Source organism: Streptomyces sp. NPDC015125, assembly GCF_043080045.1.
Taxonomy (GTDB): domain Bacteria; phylum Actinomycetota; class Actinomycetes; order Streptomycetales; family Streptomycetaceae; genus Streptomyces.
Genome location: NZ_JBIBVF010000030.1, coordinates 64,141 through 86,215, shown reverse-complemented (window position 1 = coordinate 86,215; position 22,075 = coordinate 64,141). Strand labels below are relative to the sequence as shown.

Below are 22,075 nucleotides of genomic sequence, written 5' to 3'. Positions count from 1 at the left end.
CACGGGGCCGCTCTCGCGGAGGGCCGGCCGGTGTCCGGGGACCCGGCCGCGGGCCGTGGGACCCGGCCGCGGCGCTCCCCCGCCCCCTCCCCCCTCTCCCCCTTCGGGGGAGGGGGCGGGGGTGGGTTCGGGGGTGGGGGGGGTGAGCAGGCGGTCAGACGACCGCAGCACTCCCCGGCATCCCTGCGCCAGGGCGGGGCCGACGCGTCAGCGCGCGGACCCCGGTCGCCATCGCCCGCCGTTGATCTGTCCCGGCTCGGAGCCGATGTGGTACCTGACCCTGCGCCCGTGGACCCGGCGTGCGGGCGCCCGGCAGCCGCGGTGCCACGGGGGCAGCGCGCAGCGCTGCGGCTCGGGGTGGTGGTGGGCGGCGGGCGGGAAGCCGCTGACCAGTGCCGGACGCGGGAGGCGGGTGGCCCCCGCCGCGGCGCGCACGCCGACCGGGCCCGGGTACGGAACCCGGGCCCGGCAGCGGATGCCTGCGGCGGTGGCGGTCATGTCGGTGTGTGCCGTCCCCGGGCGCTCAGGACCGGCCGTGCCGGATCGCCGGGTGGGAGCCCGCGGCGACCAGGTCGGCGACCGCGGTCCTGGGGTCCTTGCCGGTCACCAGCGACTCGCCGACCAGCACCGCGTCCGCGCCGTCATTGGCGTACGCGATCAGGTCGTGCGGTCCGCGCACCCCGGACTCGGCGATCTTGACGATGTGGTCGGGGATCTCGGGGGCGATCCGGGCGAAGTTGCCGCGGTCGACCTCAAGGGTCTTCAGGTTGCGGGCGTTGACACCGATGATCTTGGCGCCGGCGTCCACCGCGCGGGCGACCTCTTCCTCGTCGTGCACCTCGACCAGCGGCGTCAGCCCGATCGACTCGGCCCGCTCGATCAGCGAGACCAGGGCCTCCTGCTCCAGCGCGGAGACGATCAGCAGCGCGAGGTCGGCGCCGTAGGCACGGGCCTCCCACAGCTGGTAGGCGGTGACGATGAAGTCCTTGCGCAGCACGGGGATGTCGACCTTGGCGCGGACGGCCTCCAGGTCGGCCAGCGAACCGCCGAACTTGCGCTGCTCGGTCAGGACGGAGATGACCGCCGCGCCGCCCGCCTCGTAGTCGGCGGCCAGACCGGCCGGGTCGGCGATCGCGGCGAGCGCACCCTTGGACGGGCTGGAGCGCTTGACCTCGCAGATCACCGTGACGCTCTCGCCCTTGAGCGCGGCGACGCCGTCCTTGGCGGGACGCGCCTTCTGGGCCCGCTCCTTGAGCTCGTCGAGGCCGACGCGCGCCTGCCGCTCTGCGAGGTCGGCACGGACGCCGTCGATGATCTCGTCGAGCACACTCACGCGAGCGGCCTCCTTCTTGAGCGGTGGAGGTGGACAGTGGCCTGTGGGACGAGCTGCCCCATCCGGCACTCCGATGGTATCCGCCAAAGGATGCAGGTCTCACATCCGGTGGACCGTGGTCCCACGACCTGGACATCCGGGGGCCCCGCGCGGGGATGCGCGGCCGGCCCGCACGGCCTGCGGATCACGGTGCCAGCCCGCTGCCGAAGGGGAAATTGCGGACGACCGTGAAGACCAGCAGCAGGCCGCCCAGCGCCCACCAGTGGACGGCTCGCGGCCGCGGGCCCGCCGTACGGCGGCCGCGCACCGCACGGCCCAGCCAGCGGGCCCAGAAGACCGCACAGGCGGCGTATGCGGCCACCGCGAGGGCGTTGGCGCCCAGCGCCGCCGCGAGATCGCCGTGGGCGACGGCATGGGCGCTGCGCAGGCCGCCGCAGGCCGGGCAGAAGATGCCGGTGAGGTGCAGCAGCGGGCACACCGGGTAGTGGCCGGGCTCATTCGGGTCGACGACGCCGAGGCAGGCGAAGGCGGCGGTGGCGGCGGCCAGGACGCCCAGGGGGGCCGCCAGACGGCGGGGCAGCCCGCCGTGGAGTCGGGCTTCGGGCCGGGGCCGCGCCGCGGGTTCGCTCACGTGCCGATTGTGCGGCCGCATGCGCAAAGGCGCAGCTTCTCGGCCGCCGTACGGAAGGGGCACGGACGGCTGGTACGGCACCAGGGGTGCGTACGGACCGGGAAGCGGCGCCTTCGAGGGGTGCCACGAGGGTGGCGCCGGGGCGCGGCGCCACGGGTGCGGAAGCTCAGCCCTCCTGCGGCTGCGCCTGCGTCTGGGGGCGCGGCTTGGCCGAGCGCTTGGGCTCCTGGCCCAGGCCGGCCGCGCGCATCAGACCGCCCGCCACGGCACCGAGACCGATCAGCACGATGCCGGCCCAGAAGCCGGGAACGTTCCCCAGCACGATGAAGGCTCCGGAGACACAGAAGCCGATGAACGAGATGATGACGCCGGTCCAGGCGGCGGGGGTGTGTCCGTGGCCACTGCTCGACATGAATGCTCCTCGTTGCTCTCTCGCGCCGGGGTCGGGGCGCGGTGATCCTCAGCGCCCATTGTCACCGATGCCGGGTGGAGCGCCGTTACCGGGTCGGGTCCTCACCGCGGTCCAGGGACTTCCAGATCTCCTCGGGACGGTCCAGGTCCGGCGCGGGCGGCGCCCGGCGCGGGCCGCGGGCCCCACCGGGCGTGCGCTCGTACCGGCCCGACATGGCAGGCCAGTGGCGTCCGCAGGCCAGTGCCAGCAGCCCGGCGAGCAGCAGCAGCAGACCGCCGGCGGCGGCCACCCACGGCCATCCGGTGTGCGTGACGTGATGCACACCGGCGTCGGTCAGTCCGACCGCGGTGGCGGCCTTCTCCCGCAGCGCCGAGGTGTCGGAGTTGCCCAGCACCGCGGCGACGGCGATGCCCACGCCGCTGAGCGTGAGCAGAACGGCGACCGCGATCCGGCCGGCCCGGCGCACCGCGAAGACGGCGACCAGCGCGGCCAGGCCGACGACGGCCAGCGCGCCGGGCACACCGGTCACATCGGCGCCGGTCACGCTGCGCGGCAGCTCGCCCTGGGCCAACACCGCGGAGCCCTTGGCCCAGGTGCGGCCGGAGGCCAGCAGCGCCAGGGCGGCGCCGACCGCACCGGCGGGCAACGCCAGGGCGAGACTGCGTTTCGCACGGGACGCGGAACCGGCCGGCGGGGGCCCGGGCGTGGCCGAGGGCTCGGTCTCGGCAGGGGTCTGGGGTACGGCACTCACGGGTACCACTATCGCTCACGGGCCGGCGGGGCCCGCCGCGCGGGGGTGGCAACGGCCCCGCGGCGGGCTACCCGCCCAGGTGGTTCGCGGTGTTCACGGCACGCAGCACCGCCGCAGCCTTGTTGCGGCACTCCGTGTCCTCGGCCACCGGATCCGAGTCGGCGACGATTCCGGCGCCCGCCTGGACGTAGGCGGTGCCGTTGCGGAGCAGAGCGGTGCGGATCGCGATGGCGGTGTCGGAGTCGCCGGCGAAGTCGAGGTAGCCGACGCAGCCGCCGTACAGACCGCGCCGGGTCGGCTCCAGCTCCTCGATGATCTGCAGGGCGCGCGGCTTGGGGGCGCCGGAGAGCGTGCCGGCGGGGAAGCAGGCGGTGAGCACGTCGAAGGCGCTGCGGCCCTCGGCCACCTGCCCGGTGACCGTCGAGACGATGTGCATCACATGGCTGTAGCGCTCGACGGACATGAAGTCGACGACCTCGACGCTGCCCGGCTCGCACACCCGGCCCAGGTCGTTGCGGCCCAGGTCGACCAGCATCAGGTGCTCGGCGCGTTCCTTGGGGTCGGCCAGCAGCTCGTCCGCCAGAGCCTGGTCCTCCTGGACCGTCGCACCGCGCGGGCGGGTGCCGGCGATGGGGTGGACCATGGCCCGGCCGTCCTCGACCTTCACCAGCGCCTCGGGGCTGGAGCCGACGACGTCGAAGGCGGTCCGCTCACCGTCCTCGCCGCCGTCGCCACCCTCGAAGCGGAAGAGGTACATGTACGGGCTGGGGTTGGTGGCCCGCAGCACCCGGTAGACGTCCAGCGCGCTCGCCGTGCAGGGGGTTTCGAAGCGCTGGGAGGGCACGACCTGGAAGGCCTCGCCGGCCCGGATGCGCTCCTTGACGTCCTCGACGGCCTCCCGGAAGGCCGGGCCGCCCCACTCGGCGGTGTACGGCGGGACCTCGGAGGGCGGTAGCGCGGCGGCACTGGCGTGCGCGGGCCGGGCGAGGTCGTCGGCCATGGTGTCCAGGCGGGCCACCGCGTCGGCGTAGGCCTCGTCGACACCGGTGTCGAGGTCGTTGTGGTTGATCGCGTTGGCGATCAGCAGGACCGTGCCGTTCCAGTGGTCGAGCACGGCGAGGTCGGAGGTGAGCAGCATGGTCAGCTCGGGCAGCTGCAGGTCGTCCTCGGTCTGCTCGCCGATCTTCTCCAGGCGGCGCACGATGTCGTAGCCGAGGTAGCCGACCATGCCGCCGGTGAACGGCGGCAGCCCCTCGCCCTCGATGAGGTCGCGGGGGGTGTGCAGCGCCTCGACGGTGGCGCGCAGCGCGTCGAGTGGATCGCCGCCGGTCGGCATGCCGACCGGCGGGGTGCCCAGCCAGTGCGCCTGCCCGTCGCGGGTGGTGAGCGTGGCGGCGCTGCGGACGCCGATGAAGGAGTAGCGCGACCACGTACGGCCGTTCTCGGCGGACTCCAGGAGGAAGGTGCCCGGGCGTTCGGCGGCGAGCTTGCGGTAGAGCCCGACCGGGGTGTCGCCGTCCGCGAGCAGGCGCCGGGTGACGGGGATGACCCGTCGGTCCTTGGCGAGGGTGCGGAAGGTGTCGAGGTCCGGAGTGGCGGTGCCGGTGGTTCCCGTGGTCATGGCAGCGGAGCCTACTGGTCCCGACCGTCCCCGGTGGTCAGTACGTCCGCATCGAAGCAGGTCCGGTCACCGGTGTGGCAGGCGGCGCCGACCTGGTCGACCCGGACCAGGACGGTGTCGGCGTCACAGTCCAGCGCCACCGACTTGACGTGCTGGACGTGGCCGGAGGTGTCGCCCTTGACCCAGTACTCCTGGCGGCTGCGGGACCAGTACGTGCAGCGGCCGGTGGTGAGGGTGCGGTGCAGCGCCTCGTCGTCCATCCAGCCGAGCATCAGCACCTCGCCGGTGTCGTACTGCTGGGCGATGGCGGGGACCAGGCCGTCGGCGCCGCGCTTGAGGCGGGCGGCGATGGCGGGGTCCAGGGCGGGGGTGGTGTCCGGGGTGGGGGTGGTGTCCGGGGTGGCGGCGCGGCTGCTCATGGTGTCCATTGTGCCGTGCGGCATCCTGCAGGCATGCATCATCAGCAGCCGCCCCCGCCGCCACCGCCGCCGGACCCGGACCGCGCCGCGCGGGTGGCGGCGCGGGCGCTGGGGGCGGTGTTCGTGGCGGCGGTGGCGGTCGGCGTGGTGGTCGTGGTGGTGGTGTTCCGCTCGTGAGGGAGCGCGTTCCGGTCGTGAGCGCGCGCTCCGGTCGTGTGACCGCGGCGCGGCGGGGCGGGGCGGGGCGGGGCGGGGCGCACACCCCGGCTTGCGGAGGGCCGGGCTCACACGCCCAGTTTCGCCGCCCTCAGCCGGTCGATGGCGTCCTTGTCGCCGTCCAGCTCCACCTCGGCGGCCTCCTGCCGGCCGAAGGCGAACATCGTCAGCTCGCCCGGCTCGCCGACGACCGTGACCACCGGGGTGCCGCGATGGGCCACCGCCGTCCGCCCGTCCGGGCGCCGCAGCACCAGGCCCACCGGCGACTTCCGGCCCAGCACCCGGGCCATCCGCTCGATCCTGGACCACAGCGCGTCCGAGAACACGGGGTCCAGCTCCCGCGCGGTCCAGTCCGGCTGGGCCCGCCGGACGTCCTCGGCGTGGACATAGAACTCGACGGTGTTGGACGCCTCGTCGATCTGCTTCAGTGCGAACGGCGACATCCGCGGCGGCCCGGTCCTGATCAGCCGGATCAGCTCCTCGTACGGCTTGCCGGCGAACTCCGCCTGCACCCGCTCCAGCCGCGGGGCCAGCGGCTTGACGAGCAGCCCGCCGGCCGCATCGGCGCGCCGCTCGCGCACCACCACATGCGCGGCCAGGTCCCGCGCGCTCCAGTTCTCACACAGCGTCGGCGCCTCGGGGCCGGCGCTCTCCAACAGGTCGGCGAGAAGGAGCCGTTCACGCTTCGCATGGGTCGACATGCGGCCAGCCTACGACCGGCCGCGGCCCCCTGCCACGGGGCCGCGCCCGCACCGGGCCGGAACCGTCCGCTCTCCCCCGCCCGCCGGGCACTCCCCGCTCAGGGCCCGCCCGGCGGGCCCGCCTCCAGGTGGTCCCGCAAAATGCGCTCCAGCTCCCGGGCGGCCCGCGGCGGGGAGACATCGCCCCGGTGGGCGACGGACACCACGCGGTGCATACCGGGCGTCGAGAAGCGGGTGACGCGCAGGCCGGAGCGTTCGGCGACCATGCTGGGGACCACGGCGATGCCCAGCCCGGCCCGGACGAAGCCGAGGACCGCGTCCATCTCGCCGCCCTCGACGGTGAAGGTGGGCTCGAAACCGGCCGCCCGGCACGCCGCGGTGGTGAATTCCCGCAGGTCGTAGCCGCGGCGGAACATGGCCAGCGGCCGGCCCTGCAGATCCTCCACCCGGATGCGGGTACGCCGGCCGGCGGGGGCCGGGCGGTCGGGGGCGGAGACCACGACGAGTTCCTCGCGCAACAGGTCGGAGGTGGTCAGGGCAGGGGCCTGGACCGGGAGCGGGGTGATGACCAGGGCCAGGTCCAGTGCGCCGTCGGCCAGCGCCCGGACGAGGTCCTGCGAACCGTCCTCGGTCACCAGGAGGTCCACGCCCGGATACGCGGCGTGGAAGGCCCGCAGGACATCGGGGACGAGGCTGGCACACAGGCTGGGCGGGGCGCCGAGGCGCAGCCGCCCGCGGCGCAGCCGGGCGACCTCCTGGACCTCGCGGCGGGCGGTCTCGGCATCGGCGAGGATCCGCCGGGCGAGCGGCAGCAGCGTCTCGCCGGCATCGGTGAGGGTGATGTGGCCGCGGGCACGATGGAAGAGCTCCGCTCCCAACTCCCGCTCCAGCGACCGGATCTGCTGGGAAAGGGAGGGCTGGGCGACATGTTCGCGCTCGGCGGCGCGGGTGAAGTGCCGGGTTTCGGCCACGGCGGTGAAGTAGCGGAGCTGCTGCAGCTGCATAGGGGGAATGGTAGGCGGTGATAGGCCCAGCCTATGGAGATGAGCCGCACCATGTCTTGGACTGATGACAGGCCCGGTCCTTACCGTCGGGACTCATGGCACTGGACACACGGACGGGCCGACGGCCGTCCTTCGCGGGCCTCCTGTGGCGCTCGACCGTCGGCAAGAAGACGGCGATGGCCGTCAGCGGCCTCGTGATGCTGCTGTACCTGGTCGTCCATATGCTGGGCAACCTCAAGATCTTCTTCGGAGCGGTGGAGTTCGATGCGTACGCCGCCTGGCTGCGCACCATCGGCGAGCCGTTCCTGCACCACGAGTGGTTCCTGTGGATCGCGCGGGTGGTGCTGCTGGCAGCGGTCGTGGTGCACGCGGTGGCCGCGTACCAGCTCAGCCGGCGCGACCTCGCCGCCCGGCCCACCCCTTATGCCCACCCGTCGCCCGTCCACCGCCCCCGGCTGCGCCGCCGCGCGAGCTACGCCACCCGGACGATGCGCTGGGGCGGTGTCATCCTCGGCCTGTTCCTCGTCTGGCACCTCCTGGACCTGACGACACTGACGGTGAATCCGCGCGCCGAGGCCGGCCATCCGTACGCGAACGTGGTCGCCACCTTCTCCACCTGGTACGGCAACACCGTCTACCTCGTGGCGATGCTCGCCCTCGGCCTGCACATCCGGCACGGCTTCTGGAGCGCCGCGCAGACGCTGGGTGCCAACCGGCCCGGCCGCGACCGGACGCTCAAGACCTTCGCGAATGCTCTCGCCGCCGTCCTGACCGCGGGCTTCCTCGCCGTCCCCGTCTCCGTGATGACCGGAGTAGTGAACTGACATGACGTCGACCACCGACCCGAATCCGACCGCCGGCCCGGCTTGGACTGTCGATACGACTTCGGCGCCCGGCCCGGCTTCGACTGCCGATACGACTTCGGCCCCCGACCCGGCTTCGACTGCCGATACGACTTCGGCCCCCGACCCGGCTTCCTCCGCCGATACGGCTTCCACCGCCGATGCGACGCCGTACGGCAGCTACGCCGACTACCCGACCGGCGCGCCCGTCGCCGACACCGCGGGCCCCGGCGGGCCGGTCGCCGAGCGCTGGGACCGCCGCCGCTTCGAGGCCAGGCTCGTCAACCCGGCCAACCGCCGCAAGCACACCGTCATCGTCGTCGGCACCGGACTCGCGGGCGGCGCGGCCGGCGCCACCCTCGCCGAACAGGGCTACCGCGTCGAGCAGTTCTGCTACCAGGACTCCCCGCGCCGGGCGCACTCCATCGCCGCCCAGGGCGGGATCAACGCCGCGAAGAACTACCGCAACGACGGCGACTCCGTCCACCGGCTCTTCTACGACACCGTCAAGGGCGGCGACTTCCGGGCCCGGGAGTCCAATGTGCACCGGCTCGCGCAGATCTCCGTCGAGATCATCGACCAGTGCGTGGCCCAGGGCGTGCCGTTCGCCCGCGAGTACGGCGGTCTGCTCGACACCCGCTCCTTCGGCGGCGTCCAGGTCTCCCGTACGTTCTACGCCCGCGGCCAGACGGGGCAGCAACTGCTGCTCGGCGCCTATCAGGCGCTCTCCCGGCAGATCGCGGCCGGCGGTGTGCGGCTGCACTCCCGTACCGAGATGCTCGATCTGATCGTCGTCGACGGCCGGGCCCGCGGCATCGTCGCCCGCGATCTGGTCACCGGCCGGATCGACAGCCACTTCGCGGATGCGGTGGTGCTGGCATCGGGCGGCTACGGCAACGTCTTCTATCTGTCGACGAACGCGATGAACTCCAACGCCACCGCCGTGTGGCGGGCGCACCGGCGCGGGGCGTACTTCGCCAACCCCTGCTTCACCCAGATCCACCCCACCTGCATCCCGCGCACCGGCGACCACCAGTCCAAGCTCACGCTGATGAGCGAGTCGCTGCGCAACGACGGGCGCATCTGGGTCCCGAAGGCCGCGGGCGACATCCGCCCGCCCGGCCACATCCCCGAGGAGGAGCGCGACTACTACCTGGAGCGCCTCTACCCCTCCTTCGGCAATCTGGTCCCCCGCGACATCGCCTCCCGCGCCGCCAAGAACGTCTGCGACGAGGGCCGCGGCGTCGGCCCCGGCGGTCAGGGCGTGTATCTGGACTTCGCCGACGCGATCGCCCGGACGGGCAGGGCCGCGGTCGAGGAGAAGTACGGCAACCTCTTCGACATGTACGCGCGGATCACCGCGGAGAATCCGTACGAGACACCGATGCGGATCTACCCCGCCGTGCACTACACGATGGGCGGCCTGTGGGTCGACTACGACCTGCAGACCACCGTCCCCGGCCTGTTCGCCATCGGGGAGGCCAACTTCTCCGACCACGGTGCCAACCGCCTCGGCGCCTCCGCCCTGATGCAGGGCCTCGCCGACGGCTACTTCGTCCTCCCGTCGACCCTCAACGACTACCTGGCCCGCCATTCGCAGCACGACACGCTCACGGCCGAGCACCCCGTCGTACAGGAAGTGCTGGCCGAGACCGAGGACCGGCTGAACCTGCTGCTGGCCGTCGACGGCGACCGCACCCCCGATTCCTTCCACCGCGAGATCGGCGCACTGATGTGGGAGTACTGCGGGATGGCCCGCACGGACGAGGGGCTGCGCAAGGCCCTCGACCGGATTCCGCAGCTCCGCGAGGAGTTCTGGCGCCGCATCAAGGTGCCCGGTACCGGCGAGCAGTTCAACCAGTCCCTGGAGAAGGCCAACCGCATCGTCGACTACCTGGAGCTCGCCGAGCTGATGTGCCTCGACGCACTGCACCGCGCCGAGTCCTGCGGCGGCCACTTCCGTGTGGAGTCGCAGACCCCGGACGGCGAGGCCGCCCGCCGGGACGACGTGTTCTCCTACGCGGCCGCCTGGGAGTTCACCGGCACCGGCGCGGCACCCACCCTGCACAAGGAAGACCTGGTCTTCGAGTACGTCCACCCCACCCAGCGGAGCTACGCATGAGGCTCACCCTGCGCATCTGGCGCCAGCAGAACGCCGACGCCCCCGGCGCCCTGTCCACGTACGAGGTGGCCGGCATCTCGCCGGACATGTCGTTCCTGGAGATGCTCGACACCCTCAACGAAGAGCTCCTGCTGGGCGGTGACGATCCGGTCGCCTTCGACCACGACTGCCGCGAGGGCATCTGCGGCGCCTGCTCGCTCGTCATCAACGGCGAGGCGCACGGCCCCGAGCGGACCACCACCTGCCAGCTGCACATGCGGTCCTTCCGGGACGGCGACACCCTCGACATCGAGCCGTGGCGGGCCGCCGCCTTCCCGGTCGTCAAGGATCTGGTCGTCGACCGCTCCGCCTTCGACCGCATCATGCAGTCCGGCGGCTACATCACCGCCCCGACCGGCGCCGCTCCCGAGGCGCACGCCACCGCCGTGCCCAAACCGGCCGCCGACGCCGCCTTCGAGCACGCCGAGTGCATCGGCTGCGGCGCCTGTGTGGCGGCCTGCCCCAACGGCTCGGCGATGCTCTTCACCGCCGCCAAGGTCGTCCACCTCAACTCCCTTCCGCAGGGCGCGCCGGAGCGGGAGAGCCGCGTCCTGGACATGGTGGGACGGATGGACGCGGAGGGGTTTGGAGGGTGCACGAATACCGGGGCGTGCGCGACGGCCTGTCCCAAGGGGATACCCCTCTTCAGCATCGCCACGATGAACCGGGAGTTCGTCCGGGCGGCGCGGAAGGGGCGCTGAGCCGGACCGCGGCGGCCCCGGCGGATGCGCTCCGGTCAGCGCACCGGGTGTCCCGCCCCCCGGAGGGCGTCCTTGACCTGGCCGATGCGCAGCTCGCCGAAGTGGAAGACGGAGGCGGCCAGGACCGCGTCGGCGCCGGCCGCGACGGCCGGCGCGAAGTCGTCCAGCCTGCCGGCCCCGCCGGAGGCGATCACCGGGACGGTGACGTGCTTGCGGACGGCCTCGATCATCTCGACGTCGTAGCCGTCCTTGGTGCCGTCGGCGTCCATGGAGTTGAGGAGGATCTCGCCGGCGCCCAGTTCGGCGGCGCGGTGGGCCCACTCCACGGCGTCGATGCCGGTGCCGCGGCGGCCGCCGTGGGTGGTGACCTCGTAGCCGGACGGCGTCCCCGCGTCGGTGCGGCGGGCGTCGACCGAGAGGACCAGGACCTGGCTGCCGAAGCGTTCGGCGATCTCGCGGATCACGTCGGGGCGGGCGAGGGCGGCGGTGTTGACGCCGACCTTGTCGGCACCGGCCCGCAGCAGCTTGTCCACGTCCTCGGGGGTGCGGACGCCGCCGCCCACCGTGAGGGGGATGAAGACCTGCTCGGCGGTGCGGCGGACCACGTCGTAGGTGGTCTCGCGATTGCCGGAGGAGGCGGTGATGTCGAGGAAGGTCAGCTCGTCCGCGCCCTCCTCGCCGTAGATCTTCGCCATCTCGACGGGATCACCCGCGTCCCGCAGGTTCTGGAAGTTGACGCCCTTGACGACCCGGCCGTTGTCGACGTCCAGGCAAGGGATGACTCGGACCGCCAGGGTCATGTCGGTTCAGGCCTCTCTGACAGTTCTCGGAAAGCTTCCAGTTCTACTTCCACCAGCACACGGGAGTCGACGAAGCCGGAGACCACGACCAGGCTCGAAGCGGGCGGCGCGGCCTCGAAGAGCTCCCGGTGGGCGCGGCCGGCCGCGTCCACATCGCGCAGGTGGGTGAGGTACACCCGGGTGCGCAGGACCGCTTCGGCGCCGAGGCCGAAGGGTTTGAGCGCATCCAGCGCCTGGGTGAAGGCGGCCTTGGTCTGTTCATACGGGTCGCCCTCACCCACAAGGACGCCGTCGACCAGTGGCATCGTGCCGGCGACCAGGACCCGGTCGCCGGCCGCCACGGCGCGTGCGAAGCCGATCTTCTCTTCCCAGGGGTTGCCGGTCCGTACGCGCTCGATGGTCATCATGCGGCCTTTCGTTCGCCGTTACGACACTGCTGCCAGCGCCTCTTCGAGGGTGAACGCCTTTGCATAGAGCGCCTTGCCGACGATCGCGCCCTCGACACCTTCCGGTACCAGCGAGGCCAGCACCCGCAGGTCGTCGAGCGAGGAGACACCGCCGGAGGCGACCACGGGCCGGTCGGTGGCCGCGCAGACGTTCCTGAGCAGCTCGACGTTGGGGCCCTGGAGGGTGCCGTCCTTGTTGATGTCGGTGACGACGTAGCGGGCGCAGCCCTCGGAGTCGAGGCGGGCCAGCGTCTCGTAGAGGTCGCCGCCGTCGCGGGTCCAGCCGCGGCCGCGCAGCGTCGTCCCGCGCACGTCCAGACCGACCGCGATCTTGTCGCCGTGCTCGGCGATGACCTTGGCGACCCACTCGGGGGTCTCCAGCGCGGCGGTGCCGAGGTTGACCCGGCGGCAGCCGGTGGCCAGGGCCGCGGCGAGCGTGTCGTCGTCGCGGATACCGCCGGACAGCTCGACCTTGATGTCCATGGAGCGGGCGACCTCGGCGATCTGCGCCCGGTTGTCACCGGTGCCGAACGCCGCGTCGAGGTCGACGAGGTGCAGCCACTCGGCGCCGGACCGCTGCCAGGCGAGGGCCGCCTCCAGCGGGTCGCCGTAGGAGGTCTCGGAGCCGGACTCGCCGTGCACCAGGCGGACGGCCTGGCCGTCGCGGACATCGACGGCGGGGAGGAGTTCGAGCTTCGATGCGTTCGGCATTACAGGGTCTCGATCCAATTGGTCAGGAGCTGGGCACCGGCGTCGCCGGACTTCTCGGGGTGGAACTGGGTGGCCCACAGCGGGCCGTTCTCGACCGCGGCCACGAACCGCTCGCCGTGCGTGGTCCAGGTGACCGTCGGCGCGCTGAGGTGTGGGTTGCCGACCTCCAGCTCCCAGTCGTGCACCGCGTAGGAGTGCACGAAGTAGTAGCGGGCGTCGGCGGGCAGCCCGGCGAAGAGCCGCGAGCTCTCGGGGGCCTCGACGGTGTTCCAGCCCATGTGCGGGACGACCTCGGCCTTGAGCGGGCCGACCGTGCCGGGCCACTCGTCCAGGCCCTCGGTCTCGACGCCGTGCTCGATGCCGCGGCCGAAGAGGATCTGCATGCCGACGCAGATGCCCATCACGGGGCGTCCGCCGGCCAGCCGGCGTCCGACGAGCCAGTCGCCGCGGGCTTCCTTGAGCCCGGCCATGCAGGCGGCGAACGCGCCGACGCCGGGGACCAGCAGCCCGTCGGCGTTCATCGCCCGGTCGAAGTCCCGGGTGATCTCCACCTCGGCGCCGACGTGTGCCAGGGCGCGTTCGGCGGAGCGGACGTTGCCGAAGCCGTAGTCGAAGACGACGACGTTCTTACGAGATGCCGAGGGGGTCAATTCCATACCTCCAGCCGCAGCACGCCGGCGAGCAGGCACAGCGCCGAACCGACGGACAGCAGCACGATCAGGCCCTTGGGGAGCTGCTGCTTCCAGAACGAGTAGACACCGCCGAGGAGAAAGAGCCCGAGCAGGATGAAGACGGTGGACAGACCGTTCACTGCATCCTCCGGTTCGCTTCTCCGCCCGCGCGGCGCAGAGGCGCGGGCATCGTGGTCAACTGCGGCCCGGCGGCCGCGCGTGCGTCGCTCACAGGCCTACAGGGCTCCCTTGGTGGAAGGAATGATCCCCGCCGCGCGCGGGTCGCGCTCGCTGGCGTAGCGCAGGGCGCGGGCCAGCGCCTTGAACTGGCACTCCACGATGTGGTGGGCGTTGCGGCCGTACGGGACGTGGATGTGCAGCGCTATCTGGGCCTGGGCGACGAACGACTCGAAGATGTGCCGGGTCATGGTCGTGTCGTAGGAGCCGATCATCGGCGCCATGTTCTCCGGCTCGGTGTGCACCAGATACGGGCGGCCGGAGAGGTCCACGGTCACCTGGGCGAGCGACTCGTCCAGCGGGACGGTGCAGTTGCCGAAGCGGTAGATGCCGGTCTTGTCGCCGAGGGCCTGCTTGAACGCGGCCCCCAGGGCCAGCGCGGTGTCCTCGATGGTGTGGTGGGTGTCGATGTGCAGATCGCCGTCGGTCTTGACCTTGAGGTCGAACAGACCGTGCCGGCCGAGCTGGTCGAGCATGTGGTCGTAGAAGCCCACACCGGTCGACACGTCCACCTCGCCCCTGCCGTCGAGGTCGATCTCGACGAGCACGGACGTTTCCTTGGTCGTGCGCTCCACGCGTCCTACGCGGGTCATCGCTTGCTCTCCTTCAGTACTGCGCGAACCGCGTCGAGGAACGCGTCGTTCTCGGCCGGGGTGCCGGCGGTTACCCGCAGCCAGCCCGGTACGCCGTTGTCCCGGACCAGCACGCCGTGGTCGAGGATCGCCTGCCAGGTGGCGTGCGCATCCTCGAAGAGGCCGAACTGCACGAAGTTGGCGTCGGATTCGACGACCTGGCAGCCGGCCGCCCGCAGCTCGGTGACCAGGCGGTCCCGCTCGGTCTTGAGCTGCTCGACGTACTTCAGGAGGGTGTCGGTGTGCTCCAGCGCGGCGAGCGCGGTGGCCTGGGTGACGGACGAGAGGTGGTACGGGAGCCGGACCAGCTGCACCGCGTCGACCACGGCGGGGTCGGCGGCGAGGTAGCCCAGCCGCAGTCCGGCGGCGCCGAAGGCCTTGGACATGGTCCGGGAGACCACCAGATTCGGCCGGCCCTCGATCAGCGGCAGCAGCGAGGGCCGGTGGCTGAACTCGCCGTAGGCCTCGTCGACCACCACCAGGGCGCCCGCACCGTCGGCCCTGGCCGCCTGCGCCGCCTCGTACAGCGCGAGCACCGTCGCTTCCCCGACGGCGGTGCCGGTGGGGTTGTTCGGCGAGCAGATGAAGACCACGTCGGGGCGCTGCTCGGCGATGACCGCCGTGGCCGCCTCGACGTCGACGGTGAAGTCGTCGTGGCGAGGGCCGGAGATCCAGCCGGTGCCCGTGCCGCGGGAGATCAGCCCGTGCATGGAGTACGACGGCTCGAAGCCGAGGGCGCTGCGGCCGGGGCCGCCGAAGGTCTGCAGCAGCTGCTGGATGACCTCGTTGGAGCCGTTGGCGGCCCAGACCCGGTCGGCGGTGACCTCGTGGCCGGCGGTGCGGGTGAGGTAGCGGGCCAGCTCGGTGCGCAGCTCGACCGCGTCCCGGTCGGGGTAGCGGTTGAGCCGGCGGGCGGCCTCGGTCACCCGCTCGGCGATCCGCTCGATCAGCGGCTCGGGCAGCGGGTAGGGGTTCTCGTTGGTGTTCAGCCGCACCGGGACGTCCAGCTGCGGTGCGCCGTAGGGGGACTTGCCGCGCAGCTCGTCCCGGATGGGGAGATCGTCGATCCTGGTCACGTGCCTGCTCACTTGCTCTGCGGGACCTTCCATTCGAACCTGGCCTTCAGCGCGGCGCCGTGGGCCGGGAGATCCTCGGCCTCGGCGAGGGTCACCACATGGTGGGCGACCTCGGCCAGCGCATCGCGCGAGTAGTCCACGACATGGATGCCGCGCAGGAAGGACTGCACGGACAGCCCCGAGGAGTGGCAGGCACAGCCGCCGGTGGGCAGGACGTGGTTGGACCCGGCGCAGTAGTCGCCGAGCGAGACCGGGGCCCAGGGGCCGACGAAGACGGCGCCGGCGTTGCGGACCCGGGCGGCGACGGCGGAGGCGTCGGCGGTCTGGATCTCCAGGTGTTCGGCGCCGTAGGCGTCCACGACCCTGAGGCCCTCGTCGATGCCGTCGACGAGGACGACGGCGGACTGCCGTCCGGCCAGCGCCTCGGTGATCCGCTCGATGTGCTTGGTGGCCGCCACCTGCTGCTTGAGCGCGTCCTCGACGGCATCGGCGAGCTCGGTGGAGTCGGTGACCAGGACGGCGGCGGCGAGGGTGTCGTGCTCGGCCTGGCTGATCAGGTCGGCGGCGACGTGCTCGGGGTCGGCGGTGGCGTCCGCGAGCACCGCGATCTCGGTGGGCCCGGCCTCGGCATCGATGCCGATACGGCCCTTGAGGAGGCGCTTGGCGGAGGCGACGAAGATATTGCCGGGGCCCGTGACGAGGTTGACCGGCAGGCACTCCTCGGTGCCGTACGCGAACATCGCGACGGCCTGGGCACCGCCGGCGGCGTAGACCTCGTCGACGCCGAGCAGGGCGCAGGCGGCCAGGATGGTCGGGTGCGGCCGGCCGCCGAACTCCTTCTGCGGCGGGGAGGTGACGGCGATGCCCGTGACGCCGGCCTCCTGCGCGGGGACGACGTTCATGACCACGGACGACGGGTAGACCGCCAGGCCGCCGGGGACGTAGAGGCCCACCCGCTCGACGGGGACCCAGCGTTCGGTGACCGTGCCACCGGGGACGACCTTGGTCGTGACGTCGGTGCGGCGCTGCTCGCGGTGGACGATCCGGGCGCGCCGGATGGACTCCTCCAGGGCGGCGCGCACGGCCGGGTCCAGCTCGTCGAGGGCCTCGCGCAGTGCCTCCGCGGGCACCCGGACCCGCTCGATCTCGACGCCGTCGAACCGCCGCGCATAATCGATCAGCGCCGCGGTGCCGCGATGGCGTACGTCCTCGCAGATGGGCCGCACCTTCTCCAGGGCGGCTTCCACGTCGAACTCGGCACGGGGCAACAGGTCGCGCAGGGCGCCGCCCTCGGGGAGGGCGTCACCGCGCAGATCGATTCGGGAGATCACCCTCCCAGTGTCTCAGACCCGATCCCGGGCCCGAGCGGCCGTATCACTCAGTGATACACAGCGGCACACGCTCCGGACACCGCGTGACCGGGCCCGCGGAAGTTGACCGGAGTTGGCCCTGACCATGCGTGTTCAAGCAGTCACGGGGCGGGCAAGGGCCACGTGACGGCGTACGGGGACGCCTGTGGGACGCCTCACGACCGGTGCACGCCATGCGTCCGAACAGGTTGCGACACACCACGGGAGAGCAAGGGGGATCCACTGTGACCGAGCCCGGGGACGGCGACGCGCCCGCCGACCTGCAGCTGACATCGGCGGAATGGAGCATGTGGCAGGCCTTCCGCAACGGCAGCACCTGCGATCTGCACATCGGCGACCCGGCCCGCGACGATCCGCACGGGCAGCATCTGTGGGGCCCGGAGCGCCGGGTGCGGGCCCGGGTCGTGGCGTTACTGCTGCTCGACGGGCCGCCCCCGCAACCGGGCCGGGTCTCCGCGCTCCAGCTCACCGGCGCGTACATCACGGACACTCTCGACCTTGCGGGCGGCACGATCAAGCCATTCGTGGAGCTGCGGGACTGCCGCTTCGAGGCCGAGGTGGTGCTGCCGGAGAGCCGGTTCACCACGCTGCGGCTGGTGAACTGTGCGATACCCCGGCTGGAGGCGGCCCGGCTGCACACCGAGGGCGATCTCCATCTGCCGCGCTGTGTGGTGCACTCCGGCGTCCGGCTCACCGACGCGCACATCGGCACGGACCTGATGCTCAACCAGGCCGTGGTGCACAAGGACCGGCAGGGCCGCTCCATCACGGCGGACGGGATGACCGTCGCCCAGGACCTGCAGGCCGAGATGATGGAGTCCTACGGCGAGCTGTCGCTGCGCGGCGCCACCATCGGCGTGTCGCTGAGCCTGCGGGGCAGCCGGCTGAGCAACCCCTTCGGCCGGCGGGCGCTGAACGCCCCGCAGCTGACCGTCGAGCGCACTCTCTATCTGACCGCCGCGGGCCTGGCCAACTCCCCGTTCTCCAGCAGCGCCACTCCCCCGTACGGCATCGCCCACACCCCCTCGCGCGGCACCCGTATGCAGCGCTTCGAGTGCGAGGGCGGGATGCGGCTGGACGACGGGCGGTTCGGCGATGCGGTCGACTTCGAGCACGCCCGGTTCATCATGGAGTCCGACCAGGAGCTGTCGCTGCGCCGCATCCAGACGCCCGAGCTGCGCTTCCTGGGCGAGCGCCCGCAGCGCGGCCGGGTGATCCTCTCCGGTGCCCGGGTCGTCAATCTCATCGACAAGTCGGCGAGCTGGCCGGGGCTCGGCGGGCTGTGGATGGCCGGCTTCGCCTACGAGACACTGATCCCGCGCGGCCACTTCCCGCTGGCGCTGCGGCTGCAGTGGGTGGCCGCGGCGACCCCGGAGTACGCGCCCGAGCCGTACGAGATGCTCGCCGCCTCGCTGCGCACCACCGGTGAGGACGCGGACGCCCGCGAGGTACTGCTGGCCAAACAGCGGCGGCGGCGCGAGACGCTGCCGCTGGCGGCCAAGGCCTGGGGGTTCCTCCAGGACTGGACGGTGGCCTACGGCTACCGCCCGGGGCGGGCCACGGTGTGGATGGCCATCCTGTGGGCCATCGGCACGCTCTACTTCTCGATGTACCCGCCGCCGCCCCTCAAGGCGGGCGAGGCGCCGCCCTGGAATCCGTACCTCTACTCCCTGGACCTGCTGCTGCCGGTGATCGACCTCAACCAGGGTGCCGCCTGGAAGCCGGGCGGCGGTGCGCAGTGGGCGGCCGCCATCCTGATCCTGGCGGGCTGGGTGCTCGCCACGACGGTTGCAGCGGGCGCGTCGCGGCTCCTGCGGAGGCAATAGCCGCCTGTGCAGCGGGCCCCGTCCAAGCCGCCGCACGGTGCCGGCTGTCCCGCCGTGGGACGTCCCGCCGTTGCTCCCCCGCCTAAAAGGGCGTGGGAGGTACCCCCAGCGGCGGGGAGTGCCGCTGCGCGGGGCTGTCGGGGTGCGGTGACGCCCCTCCGGACTCCGTCCTGCGGTGCGTCCCCTCTCGTGGGTGGGGGTGGGGTCCGGTGGGGGCTGAGCCTGCCGTGCACCGTGCACCCGCCCACCAGCTTCTCCCCACCCACCGGCCCCGCAGGCCCGTCACCGCACCCACCGCCCCGCGCAGCGGACCCCGCCCGCCGCTGGGGGTACCTCCCACGCCCCTTAGGCAGTGGGGGAGCAACGGCGGGAAAGCCAAAAACGGGGCCAGGCAAAGCGCAGCGGAACGCGCGGCCGCGACCGAAGCGCCCCCTCGGCGGCGGGGCCGGCCATCACGGAATACCCGCCCACATGGGAGCACAGCCCAGCGCAGCGTCTAGGCTTACCGGCTGTGACCTCCGTGCGCCTACCGCTCTTTCCGCTGAACTCGGTGCTGTTCCCCGGACTCGTGCTCCCGCTGAATGTCTTCGAGGCGCGGTACCGGGCGATGATGCGTGATCTGAGCGCGGTGTCCGAGGACGACCGCCGCTTCGCCGTGATCGCGATCCGGGACGGCCGCGAGGTCGCCCCCACCGCGCAGGGCATGCCGGACGATGTCACCCTGCCGTCCGCGGACGGCCCCGCGGCGGGCTTCGGCGACGACCCGATGCAGGCGTTCCACTCCGTGGGCTGTATTGCCGACGCGGCGACCATCCGGGAGAAGTCGTCCGACGACGACACCGGCTACGAGGTCCTCGCCACCGGCACCGCCCGCTTCCGGTTGCTGTCGGTGGACACCTCGGGGCCGTATCTGACCGGCGAGCTGGAGGAGCTGGAGGACGGCGAGGGAGAGGGTGCGGGCGCGCTCGCCTCGGGCGTCGTACGGGCCTTCCGTACCTACCAGAAGCGGCTGGCCTGGGCGAACGAACGGACCCTGTCGAGCGGGCAGGACCTGCCTGCCGATCCGTCGGTGCTGTCGTATCTCGTCGCCGCGGCCGCCGTGCTGGACGTCCCCGCCAAGCAGCGGCTGCTGGAGGCGCCGGACACCGCGTCCCGGCTGGGGCAGGAGCTGAAACTGCTTCGCCAGGAGTCGGCGCTGCTCGGTAAGCTCCCGTCGCTGCCGGCCGTGGATCTGACCCGGCAGCCGACCAGTCCCAACTGAACGACCAGCCGGCACCGTACGGCCGGTCCGACCGACGCGAGGCACGAAGACGGTGGCGAAGAAGTCCAGGAAATCCGTCGGCACCCCTGCCACGGTCGCCCTCACCACGGCAGGCGTCCCGTTCACCACGCACTCCTACGAGCACGACCCGGCCGCCCCGTCGTACGGCGAGGAGGCCGCCGAGGCCCTCGGTGTCGCGCCCGACCAGGTGTTCAAGACGCTGCTGGCGGACGTCGACGGCACGTTGACGGTGGCCGTGGTCCCGGTGTCGGGGTCGCTGGACCTCAAGGCGCTGGCGGCCGCGGTGGGCGGCAAACGGGCCACGATGGCCGACCCTGCGGCGGCCGAGCGCAGCACGGGTTACGTCCTGGGCGGGATCTCACCGCTGGGACAGCGCAAACGGCTGCCCACGGTCGTGGACGCCTCGGCCGAGGGCCGGCCGACGGTCTGCGTGTCGGCGGGGCGGCGGGGGCTGGAGGTCGAGCTGTCGCCGGAGGATCTGGTGGCGCTCACGGGGGCGCGCCTCGCGCCGATCGCCCGCGGCTGAACGCACGGCGGGGCGGCCGGCAGGCCGGCCGCCCCGGAGATCTGCGCCGGTCAGCCCGCGGCGGGCGGCTGCTGTCCGTGGTGGTCGTCGCCGTGGTGGCCTTCGCCGGGGTGGCCTTCGCCGGGGTGGCCTTCGTGGTCTTCGCCCTGGTCGTCCCCGTGCTGCTCCCCGGGCCAGTGCGGCGCCGCCGGCTCCGGATCGCGCGGCCCGAACAGCCCGGTCAGCGCGAGCTGGGTGAGCATCGCGGCGATCGGCCAGGCCAGCAGCGCGCCCTTGGCCTGCAGCCGCAGCGGGCCGCCGAAGGCCACGCCGGGGCCGACCTGTTTGGCGTGCGCGGCCACGTCCGGGGTGGGGCCCAGCCACATGCCCGTCACCCAGCCCAGCACCGCGCCGAGCAGTCCGCCCACGACCAGCGCCACGACCAGCGGAATCCCGCCGCGCCTGCGGAAGAGGAAGACCGCGGCGGTGGTGAGCACACCGAAGCCGAGGGACAGCAGGACGAAGGTGCCGTCCGCACCGATCGCCTCCTCGCCCTCGGTGTTCTTGAGGTAGACGTTGCGGGTGTCCGCGATCAGCGGGATGTGCGGCGCGAGCCAGTTCCACAGCAGGCCGAGCAGCACACCGGTCACCGCGACCACGAGCGCGATCAGTGCACCCTCGCGCAGTTCACGAGCCAGCTCGGGGCCGCCGAGGCCGCCGTGGTCGGCGGCGGGCGCGGCCTCGGGGTGCTGCGGCTCGTCGGGCGGTTGGTTGTCGGGTGGCGTCAGCGGTGCGGTCACCCCGTCATCGTGCCAGGTGGGGCCGGTGGGACCCGAAGCAGGACGGCCGTTCGGTGTGGTGGCCCCCGTCATCGCGCCGCCGCCCGGCGGTATGCCCAGGTGGCGACGGCCAGCGAGAGCACCCCGACGGCCGCGCAGACGCCCAGGTCGGCGCCGACCGCGACCCAGTCGGGATGCGGGTCGAAGCTGCGTGCCAGCGCCTCCACACCGTAGGTCGAGGGCAGCAGATCGCGGGCCCAGCCGATCACCGCGGGCATCCGTTCGGCCGGCAGCACACCCAGCAGCAGCGCCGCCGACATGCCCAACTGGCCGCAGAGCGTGGCGAGTTCGGGGCGGGGGGCGAGCAGGCCGAGGGCTGCGCCGAGACCGGCCAGGGCCGCCCCGGCGAGCGGGAGCACGGCGGCCAGCACCCACAGGTGGGCCATCGGCAGCTGGAAGAGCACACAGCCGGTGACCGCGGTGACCACCGTCCCCGGCACGGTGAACGAGGCGTACGCGGCGGCGGCGCCGAGCACCACGGCGGCCGGCGGCACCGGCAGCGTCGCGTAGTGGTCGAGCCCGCCGCCGGCCCGCAGCTGCCCGAAGTACTGGGCGAGGAGATTGAGCGCCACGAAGGCGACGACCAGCACGCTGGAGCCGGACACCACGGAACGGGCCGGGTCGCCGCCGTCGACCACCCCGCGCAGCAGGACCATGATCCCGATGGACTGGAAGGTGGCGACGAACAGCAGCGGGATCCGTGCGACCCGGGCCCGGGAGAGCTGGGCGCGGTAGACGGCCCCCAGCGCGGGCACCAGGCGGGCGCGCGGTGCCAGCGGTGCGGCCTCCTCGGGCCGTGCCCCGGCTTCCGGGACCACCCCGGCCACCGCCTGCACGGGTACCACACTCACGCTGCCACCAAGCCTTCCTCGCTGCCCCCGCAGTACT

At 72.7% G+C, this 22,075-nt stretch carries 26 protein-coding genes; 7 read left to right on the top strand and 19 right to left on the bottom strand.

What is annotated here, in order from left to right; translation table 11 throughout:
• Window positions 1–207: 207 nt before the first annotated feature.
• The 7 genes from trpM to hisI form a co-directional block, all read right to left on the bottom strand.
• Entirely contained in the window at window positions 208–435 is a 228-nt protein-coding gene (trpM, locus tag ACF088_RS38140; protein WP_392380586.1) for a tryptophan biosynthesis modulator TrpM, read from the bottom strand.
• An 88-nt stretch (window positions 436–523) separates the two neighbouring features.
• A complete protein-coding gene (gene trpC / locus ACF088_RS38135) occupies window positions 524–1,333 on the bottom strand; it encodes an indole-3-glycerol phosphate synthase TrpC (RefSeq protein ID WP_030088821.1) in 810 nt (269 codons plus the stop codon).
• Window positions 1,334–1,517: 184 nt separating this feature from the next.
• Complete coding sequence (locus ACF088_RS38130; RefSeq protein ID WP_392380556.1) at window positions 1,518–1,985, bottom strand: DUF2752 domain-containing protein; 468 nt, start codon at window positions 1,983–1,985, stop codon at window positions 1,518–1,520.
• A 145-nt stretch (window positions 1,986–2,130) separates the two neighbouring features.
• Window positions 2,131–2,376, bottom strand: coding sequence for an HGxxPAAW family protein (locus tag ACF088_RS38125; protein WP_392380555.1), 246 nt, complete (start codon window positions 2,374–2,376; stop codon window positions 2,131–2,133).
• A gap of 85 nt (window positions 2,377–2,461) precedes the next feature.
• Window positions 2,462–3,127: a TIGR02234 family membrane protein gene (locus ACF088_RS38120; protein ID WP_392380554.1), complete on the bottom strand. Its 666-nt coding sequence runs from the start codon at window positions 3,125–3,127 to the stop codon at window positions 2,462–2,464.
• Window positions 3,128–3,194: 67 nt separating this feature from the next.
• Window positions 3,195–4,748 carry an anthranilate synthase component I gene (locus tag ACF088_RS38115; RefSeq protein ID WP_392380553.1) on the bottom strand — a complete coding sequence of 518 codons (1,554 nt, stop codon included), beginning with the start codon at window positions 4,746–4,748 and terminating at the stop codon, window positions 3,195–3,197.
• An 11-nt stretch (window positions 4,749–4,759) separates the two neighbouring features.
• Complete coding sequence (hisI, locus tag ACF088_RS38110; RefSeq protein WP_392380552.1) at window positions 4,760–5,167, bottom strand: phosphoribosyl-AMP cyclohydrolase; 408 nt, start codon at window positions 5,165–5,167, stop codon at window positions 4,760–4,762.
• Window positions 5,168–5,200: 33 nt separating this feature from the next.
• Here hisI and ACF088_RS38105 point away from each other — a divergent pair, with 33 nt between their 5' ends.
• Window positions 5,201–5,344 (top strand): hypothetical protein, encoded by a 144-nt coding sequence (locus ACF088_RS38105; protein WP_392380551.1) that lies wholly within the window; start codon window positions 5,201–5,203, stop codon window positions 5,342–5,344.
• 107 nt (window positions 5,345–5,451) lie between these two features.
• Here ACF088_RS38105 and ACF088_RS38100 read toward each other — a convergent pair whose 3' ends face one another.
• Window positions 5,452–6,084 carry a TIGR03085 family metal-binding protein gene (locus ACF088_RS38100; protein WP_392380550.1) on the bottom strand — a complete coding sequence of 211 codons (633 nt, stop codon included), beginning with the start codon at window positions 6,082–6,084 and terminating at the stop codon, window positions 5,452–5,454.
• Between the two features lie 98 nt (window positions 6,085–6,182).
• The gene (locus ACF088_RS38095; protein ID WP_392380549.1) at window positions 6,183–7,088 is read right to left on the bottom strand and encodes a LysR family transcriptional regulator; all 906 of its coding nucleotides are present in this window, start codon (window positions 7,086–7,088) and stop codon (window positions 6,183–6,185) included.
• Between the two features lie 95 nt (window positions 7,089–7,183).
• Between ACF088_RS38095 and ACF088_RS38090 the strand changes: the two genes are divergently transcribed.
• Genes ACF088_RS38090 through ACF088_RS38080 form a run of 3 tightly spaced genes read left to right on the top strand, consistent with a single transcriptional unit; the run spans window position 7,184 to window position 10,792 of the window.
• On the top strand, window positions 7,184–7,912 hold the full coding sequence (locus ACF088_RS38090) for a succinate dehydrogenase (RefSeq protein ID WP_392380548.1): 729 nt from the start codon (window positions 7,184–7,186) through the stop codon (window positions 7,910–7,912).
• A 1-nt stretch (window position 7,913) separates the two neighbouring features.
• Window positions 7,914–10,052 (top strand): fumarate reductase/succinate dehydrogenase flavoprotein subunit, encoded by a 2,139-nt coding sequence (locus ACF088_RS38085; protein ID WP_392380547.1) that lies wholly within the window; start codon window positions 7,914–7,916, stop codon window positions 10,050–10,052.
• Window positions 10,049–10,792 (top strand): succinate dehydrogenase/fumarate reductase iron-sulfur subunit, encoded by a 744-nt coding sequence (locus ACF088_RS38080; protein WP_392380546.1) that lies wholly within the window; start codon window positions 10,049–10,051, stop codon window positions 10,790–10,792. The genes ACF088_RS38085 and ACF088_RS38080 overlap by 4 nt, the downstream gene beginning before the upstream one ends.
• A 35-nt stretch (window positions 10,793–10,827) precedes the next feature.
• Here ACF088_RS38080 and hisF read toward each other — a convergent pair whose 3' ends face one another.
• The 8 genes from hisF to hisD all read right to left on the bottom strand — a co-directional run bounded on the left by hisF (window position 10,828) and on the right by hisD (window position 16,696).
• A complete protein-coding gene (hisF, locus tag ACF088_RS38075) occupies window positions 10,828–11,592 on the bottom strand; it encodes an imidazole glycerol phosphate synthase subunit HisF (RefSeq protein WP_392380545.1) in 765 nt (254 codons plus the stop codon).
• Window positions 11,589–11,996 (bottom strand): Rid family hydrolase, encoded by a 408-nt coding sequence (locus ACF088_RS38070; RefSeq protein WP_392380585.1) that lies wholly within the window; start codon window positions 11,994–11,996, stop codon window positions 11,589–11,591. Before ACF088_RS38070 ends, hisF begins: the two co-directional genes overlap by 4 nt.
• A 21-nt stretch (window positions 11,997–12,017) precedes the next feature.
• Window positions 12,018–12,749 carry a bifunctional 1-(5-phosphoribosyl)-5-((5-phosphoribosylamino)methylideneamino)imidazole-4-carboxamide isomerase/phosphoribosylanthranilate isomerase PriA gene (gene priA, locus ACF088_RS38065; protein ID WP_392380544.1) on the bottom strand — a complete coding sequence of 244 codons (732 nt, stop codon included), beginning with the start codon at window positions 12,747–12,749 and terminating at the stop codon, window positions 12,018–12,020.
• Window positions 12,749–13,405, bottom strand: a complete 657-nt coding sequence (hisH, locus tag ACF088_RS38060; RefSeq protein ID WP_392380543.1) for an imidazole glycerol phosphate synthase subunit HisH — start codon at window positions 13,403–13,405, stop codon at window positions 12,749–12,751. Before hisH ends, priA begins: the two co-directional genes overlap by 1 nt.
• Window positions 13,396–13,560, bottom strand: coding sequence for a hypothetical protein (locus tag ACF088_RS38055; protein ID WP_167392733.1), 165 nt, complete (start codon window positions 13,558–13,560; stop codon window positions 13,396–13,398). The genes hisH and ACF088_RS38055 overlap by 10 nt, the downstream gene beginning before the upstream one ends.
• A gap of 96 nt (window positions 13,561–13,656) precedes the next feature.
• Window positions 13,657–14,250, bottom strand: a complete 594-nt coding sequence (gene hisB / locus ACF088_RS38050) for an imidazoleglycerol-phosphate dehydratase HisB (RefSeq protein WP_392380542.1) — start codon at window positions 14,248–14,250, stop codon at window positions 13,657–13,659.
• On the bottom strand, window positions 14,247–15,365 hold the full coding sequence (locus ACF088_RS38045; protein WP_392380584.1) for a histidinol-phosphate transaminase: 1,119 nt from the start codon (window positions 15,363–15,365) through the stop codon (window positions 14,247–14,249). The genes hisB and ACF088_RS38045 overlap by 4 nt, the downstream gene beginning before the upstream one ends.
• 8 nt (window positions 15,366–15,373) lie before the next feature.
• Complete coding sequence (gene hisD, locus ACF088_RS38040; protein WP_392380541.1) at window positions 15,374–16,696, bottom strand: histidinol dehydrogenase; 1,323 nt, start codon at window positions 16,694–16,696, stop codon at window positions 15,374–15,376.
• Between the two features lie 263 nt (window positions 16,697–16,959).
• On the opposite strand from hisD, the gene ACF088_RS38035 reads away from it, so the two are divergent.
• The 3 genes from ACF088_RS38035 to ybaK all read left to right on the top strand — a co-directional run bounded on the left by ACF088_RS38035 (window position 16,960) and on the right by ybaK (window position 20,369).
• Window positions 16,960–18,561, top strand: coding sequence for an oxidoreductase (locus tag ACF088_RS38035; RefSeq protein ID WP_392380540.1), 1,602 nt, complete (start codon window positions 16,960–16,962; stop codon window positions 18,559–18,561).
• Window positions 18,562–19,072: 511 nt separating this feature from the next.
• A complete protein-coding gene (locus ACF088_RS38030; protein WP_392380539.1) occupies window positions 19,073–19,822 on the top strand; it encodes an LON peptidase substrate-binding domain-containing protein in 750 nt (249 codons plus the stop codon).
• Between the two features lie 52 nt (window positions 19,823–19,874).
• Entirely contained in the window at window positions 19,875–20,369 is a 495-nt protein-coding gene (gene ybaK / locus ACF088_RS38025) for a Cys-tRNA(Pro) deacylase (RefSeq protein WP_392380538.1), read from the top strand.
• A gap of 50 nt (window positions 20,370–20,419) precedes the next feature.
• Here ybaK and ACF088_RS38020 read toward each other — a convergent pair whose 3' ends face one another.
• Together ACF088_RS38020 and ACF088_RS38015 are read right to left on the bottom strand one after the other, a co-directional pair.
• Window positions 20,420–21,148, bottom strand: a complete 729-nt coding sequence (locus ACF088_RS38020; protein WP_392380537.1) for an ABC transporter permease — start codon at window positions 21,146–21,148, stop codon at window positions 20,420–20,422.
• Window positions 21,149–21,216: 68 nt separating this feature from the next.
• Window positions 21,217–22,038, bottom strand: coding sequence for an ABC transporter permease (locus ACF088_RS38015; protein WP_392380536.1), 822 nt, complete (start codon window positions 22,036–22,038; stop codon window positions 21,217–21,219).
• Between the last annotated feature and the right edge of the window lie 37 nt (window positions 22,039–22,075).

What these genes read in the sequence shown, in the direction of transcription:
- ACF088_RS38130 (WP_392380556.1), bottom strand. Translation starts at nt 1,985, where the DNA reads ATGCGGCCGCACAATCGGCACGTGAGCGAACCCGCGGCGCGGCCCCGG.
- ACF088_RS38125 (WP_392380555.1), bottom strand. Translation starts at nt 2,376, where the DNA reads ATGTCGAGCAGTGGCCACGGACACACCCCCGCCGCCTGGACCGGCGTC.
- ACF088_RS38115 (WP_392380553.1), bottom strand. Translation starts at nt 4,748, where the DNA reads ATGACCACGGGAACCACCGGCACCGCCACTCCGGACCTCGACACCTTC.
- hisI (WP_392380552.1), bottom strand. Translation starts at nt 5,167, where the DNA reads ATGAGCAGCCGCGCCGCCACCCCGGACACCACCCCCACCCCGGACACC.
- ACF088_RS38105 (WP_392380551.1), top strand. Translation starts at nt 5,201, where the DNA reads ATGCATCATCAGCAGCCGCCCCCGCCGCCACCGCCGCCGGACCCGGAC.
- ACF088_RS38100 (WP_392380550.1), bottom strand. Translation starts at nt 6,084, where the DNA reads ATGTCGACCCATGCGAAGCGTGAACGGCTCCTTCTCGCCGACCTGTTG.
- ACF088_RS38095 (WP_392380549.1), bottom strand. Translation starts at nt 7,088, where the DNA reads ATGCAGCTGCAGCAGCTCCGCTACTTCACCGCCGTGGCCGAAACCCGG.
- ACF088_RS38090 (WP_392380548.1), top strand. Translation starts at nt 7,184, where the DNA reads ATGGCACTGGACACACGGACGGGCCGACGGCCGTCCTTCGCGGGCCTC.
- ACF088_RS38085 (WP_392380547.1), top strand. Translation starts at nt 7,914, where the DNA reads ATGACGTCGACCACCGACCCGAATCCGACCGCCGGCCCGGCTTGGACT.
- ACF088_RS38080 (WP_392380546.1), top strand. Translation starts at nt 10,049, where the DNA reads ATGAGGCTCACCCTGCGCATCTGGCGCCAGCAGAACGCCGACGCCCCC.
- hisF (WP_392380545.1), bottom strand. Translation starts at nt 11,592, where the DNA reads ATGACCCTGGCGGTCCGAGTCATCCCTTGCCTGGACGTCGACAACGGC.
- ACF088_RS38070 (WP_392380585.1), bottom strand. Translation starts at nt 11,996, where the DNA reads ATGACCATCGAGCGCGTACGGACCGGCAACCCCTGGGAAGAGAAGATC.
- priA (WP_392380544.1), bottom strand. Translation starts at nt 12,749, where the DNA reads ATGCCGAACGCATCGAAGCTCGAACTCCTCCCCGCCGTCGATGTCCGC.
- hisH (WP_392380543.1), bottom strand. Translation starts at nt 13,405, where the DNA reads ATGGAATTGACCCCCTCGGCATCTCGTAAGAACGTCGTCGTCTTCGAC.
- hisB (WP_392380542.1), bottom strand. Translation starts at nt 14,250, where the DNA reads ATGACCCGCGTAGGACGCGTGGAGCGCACGACCAAGGAAACGTCCGTG.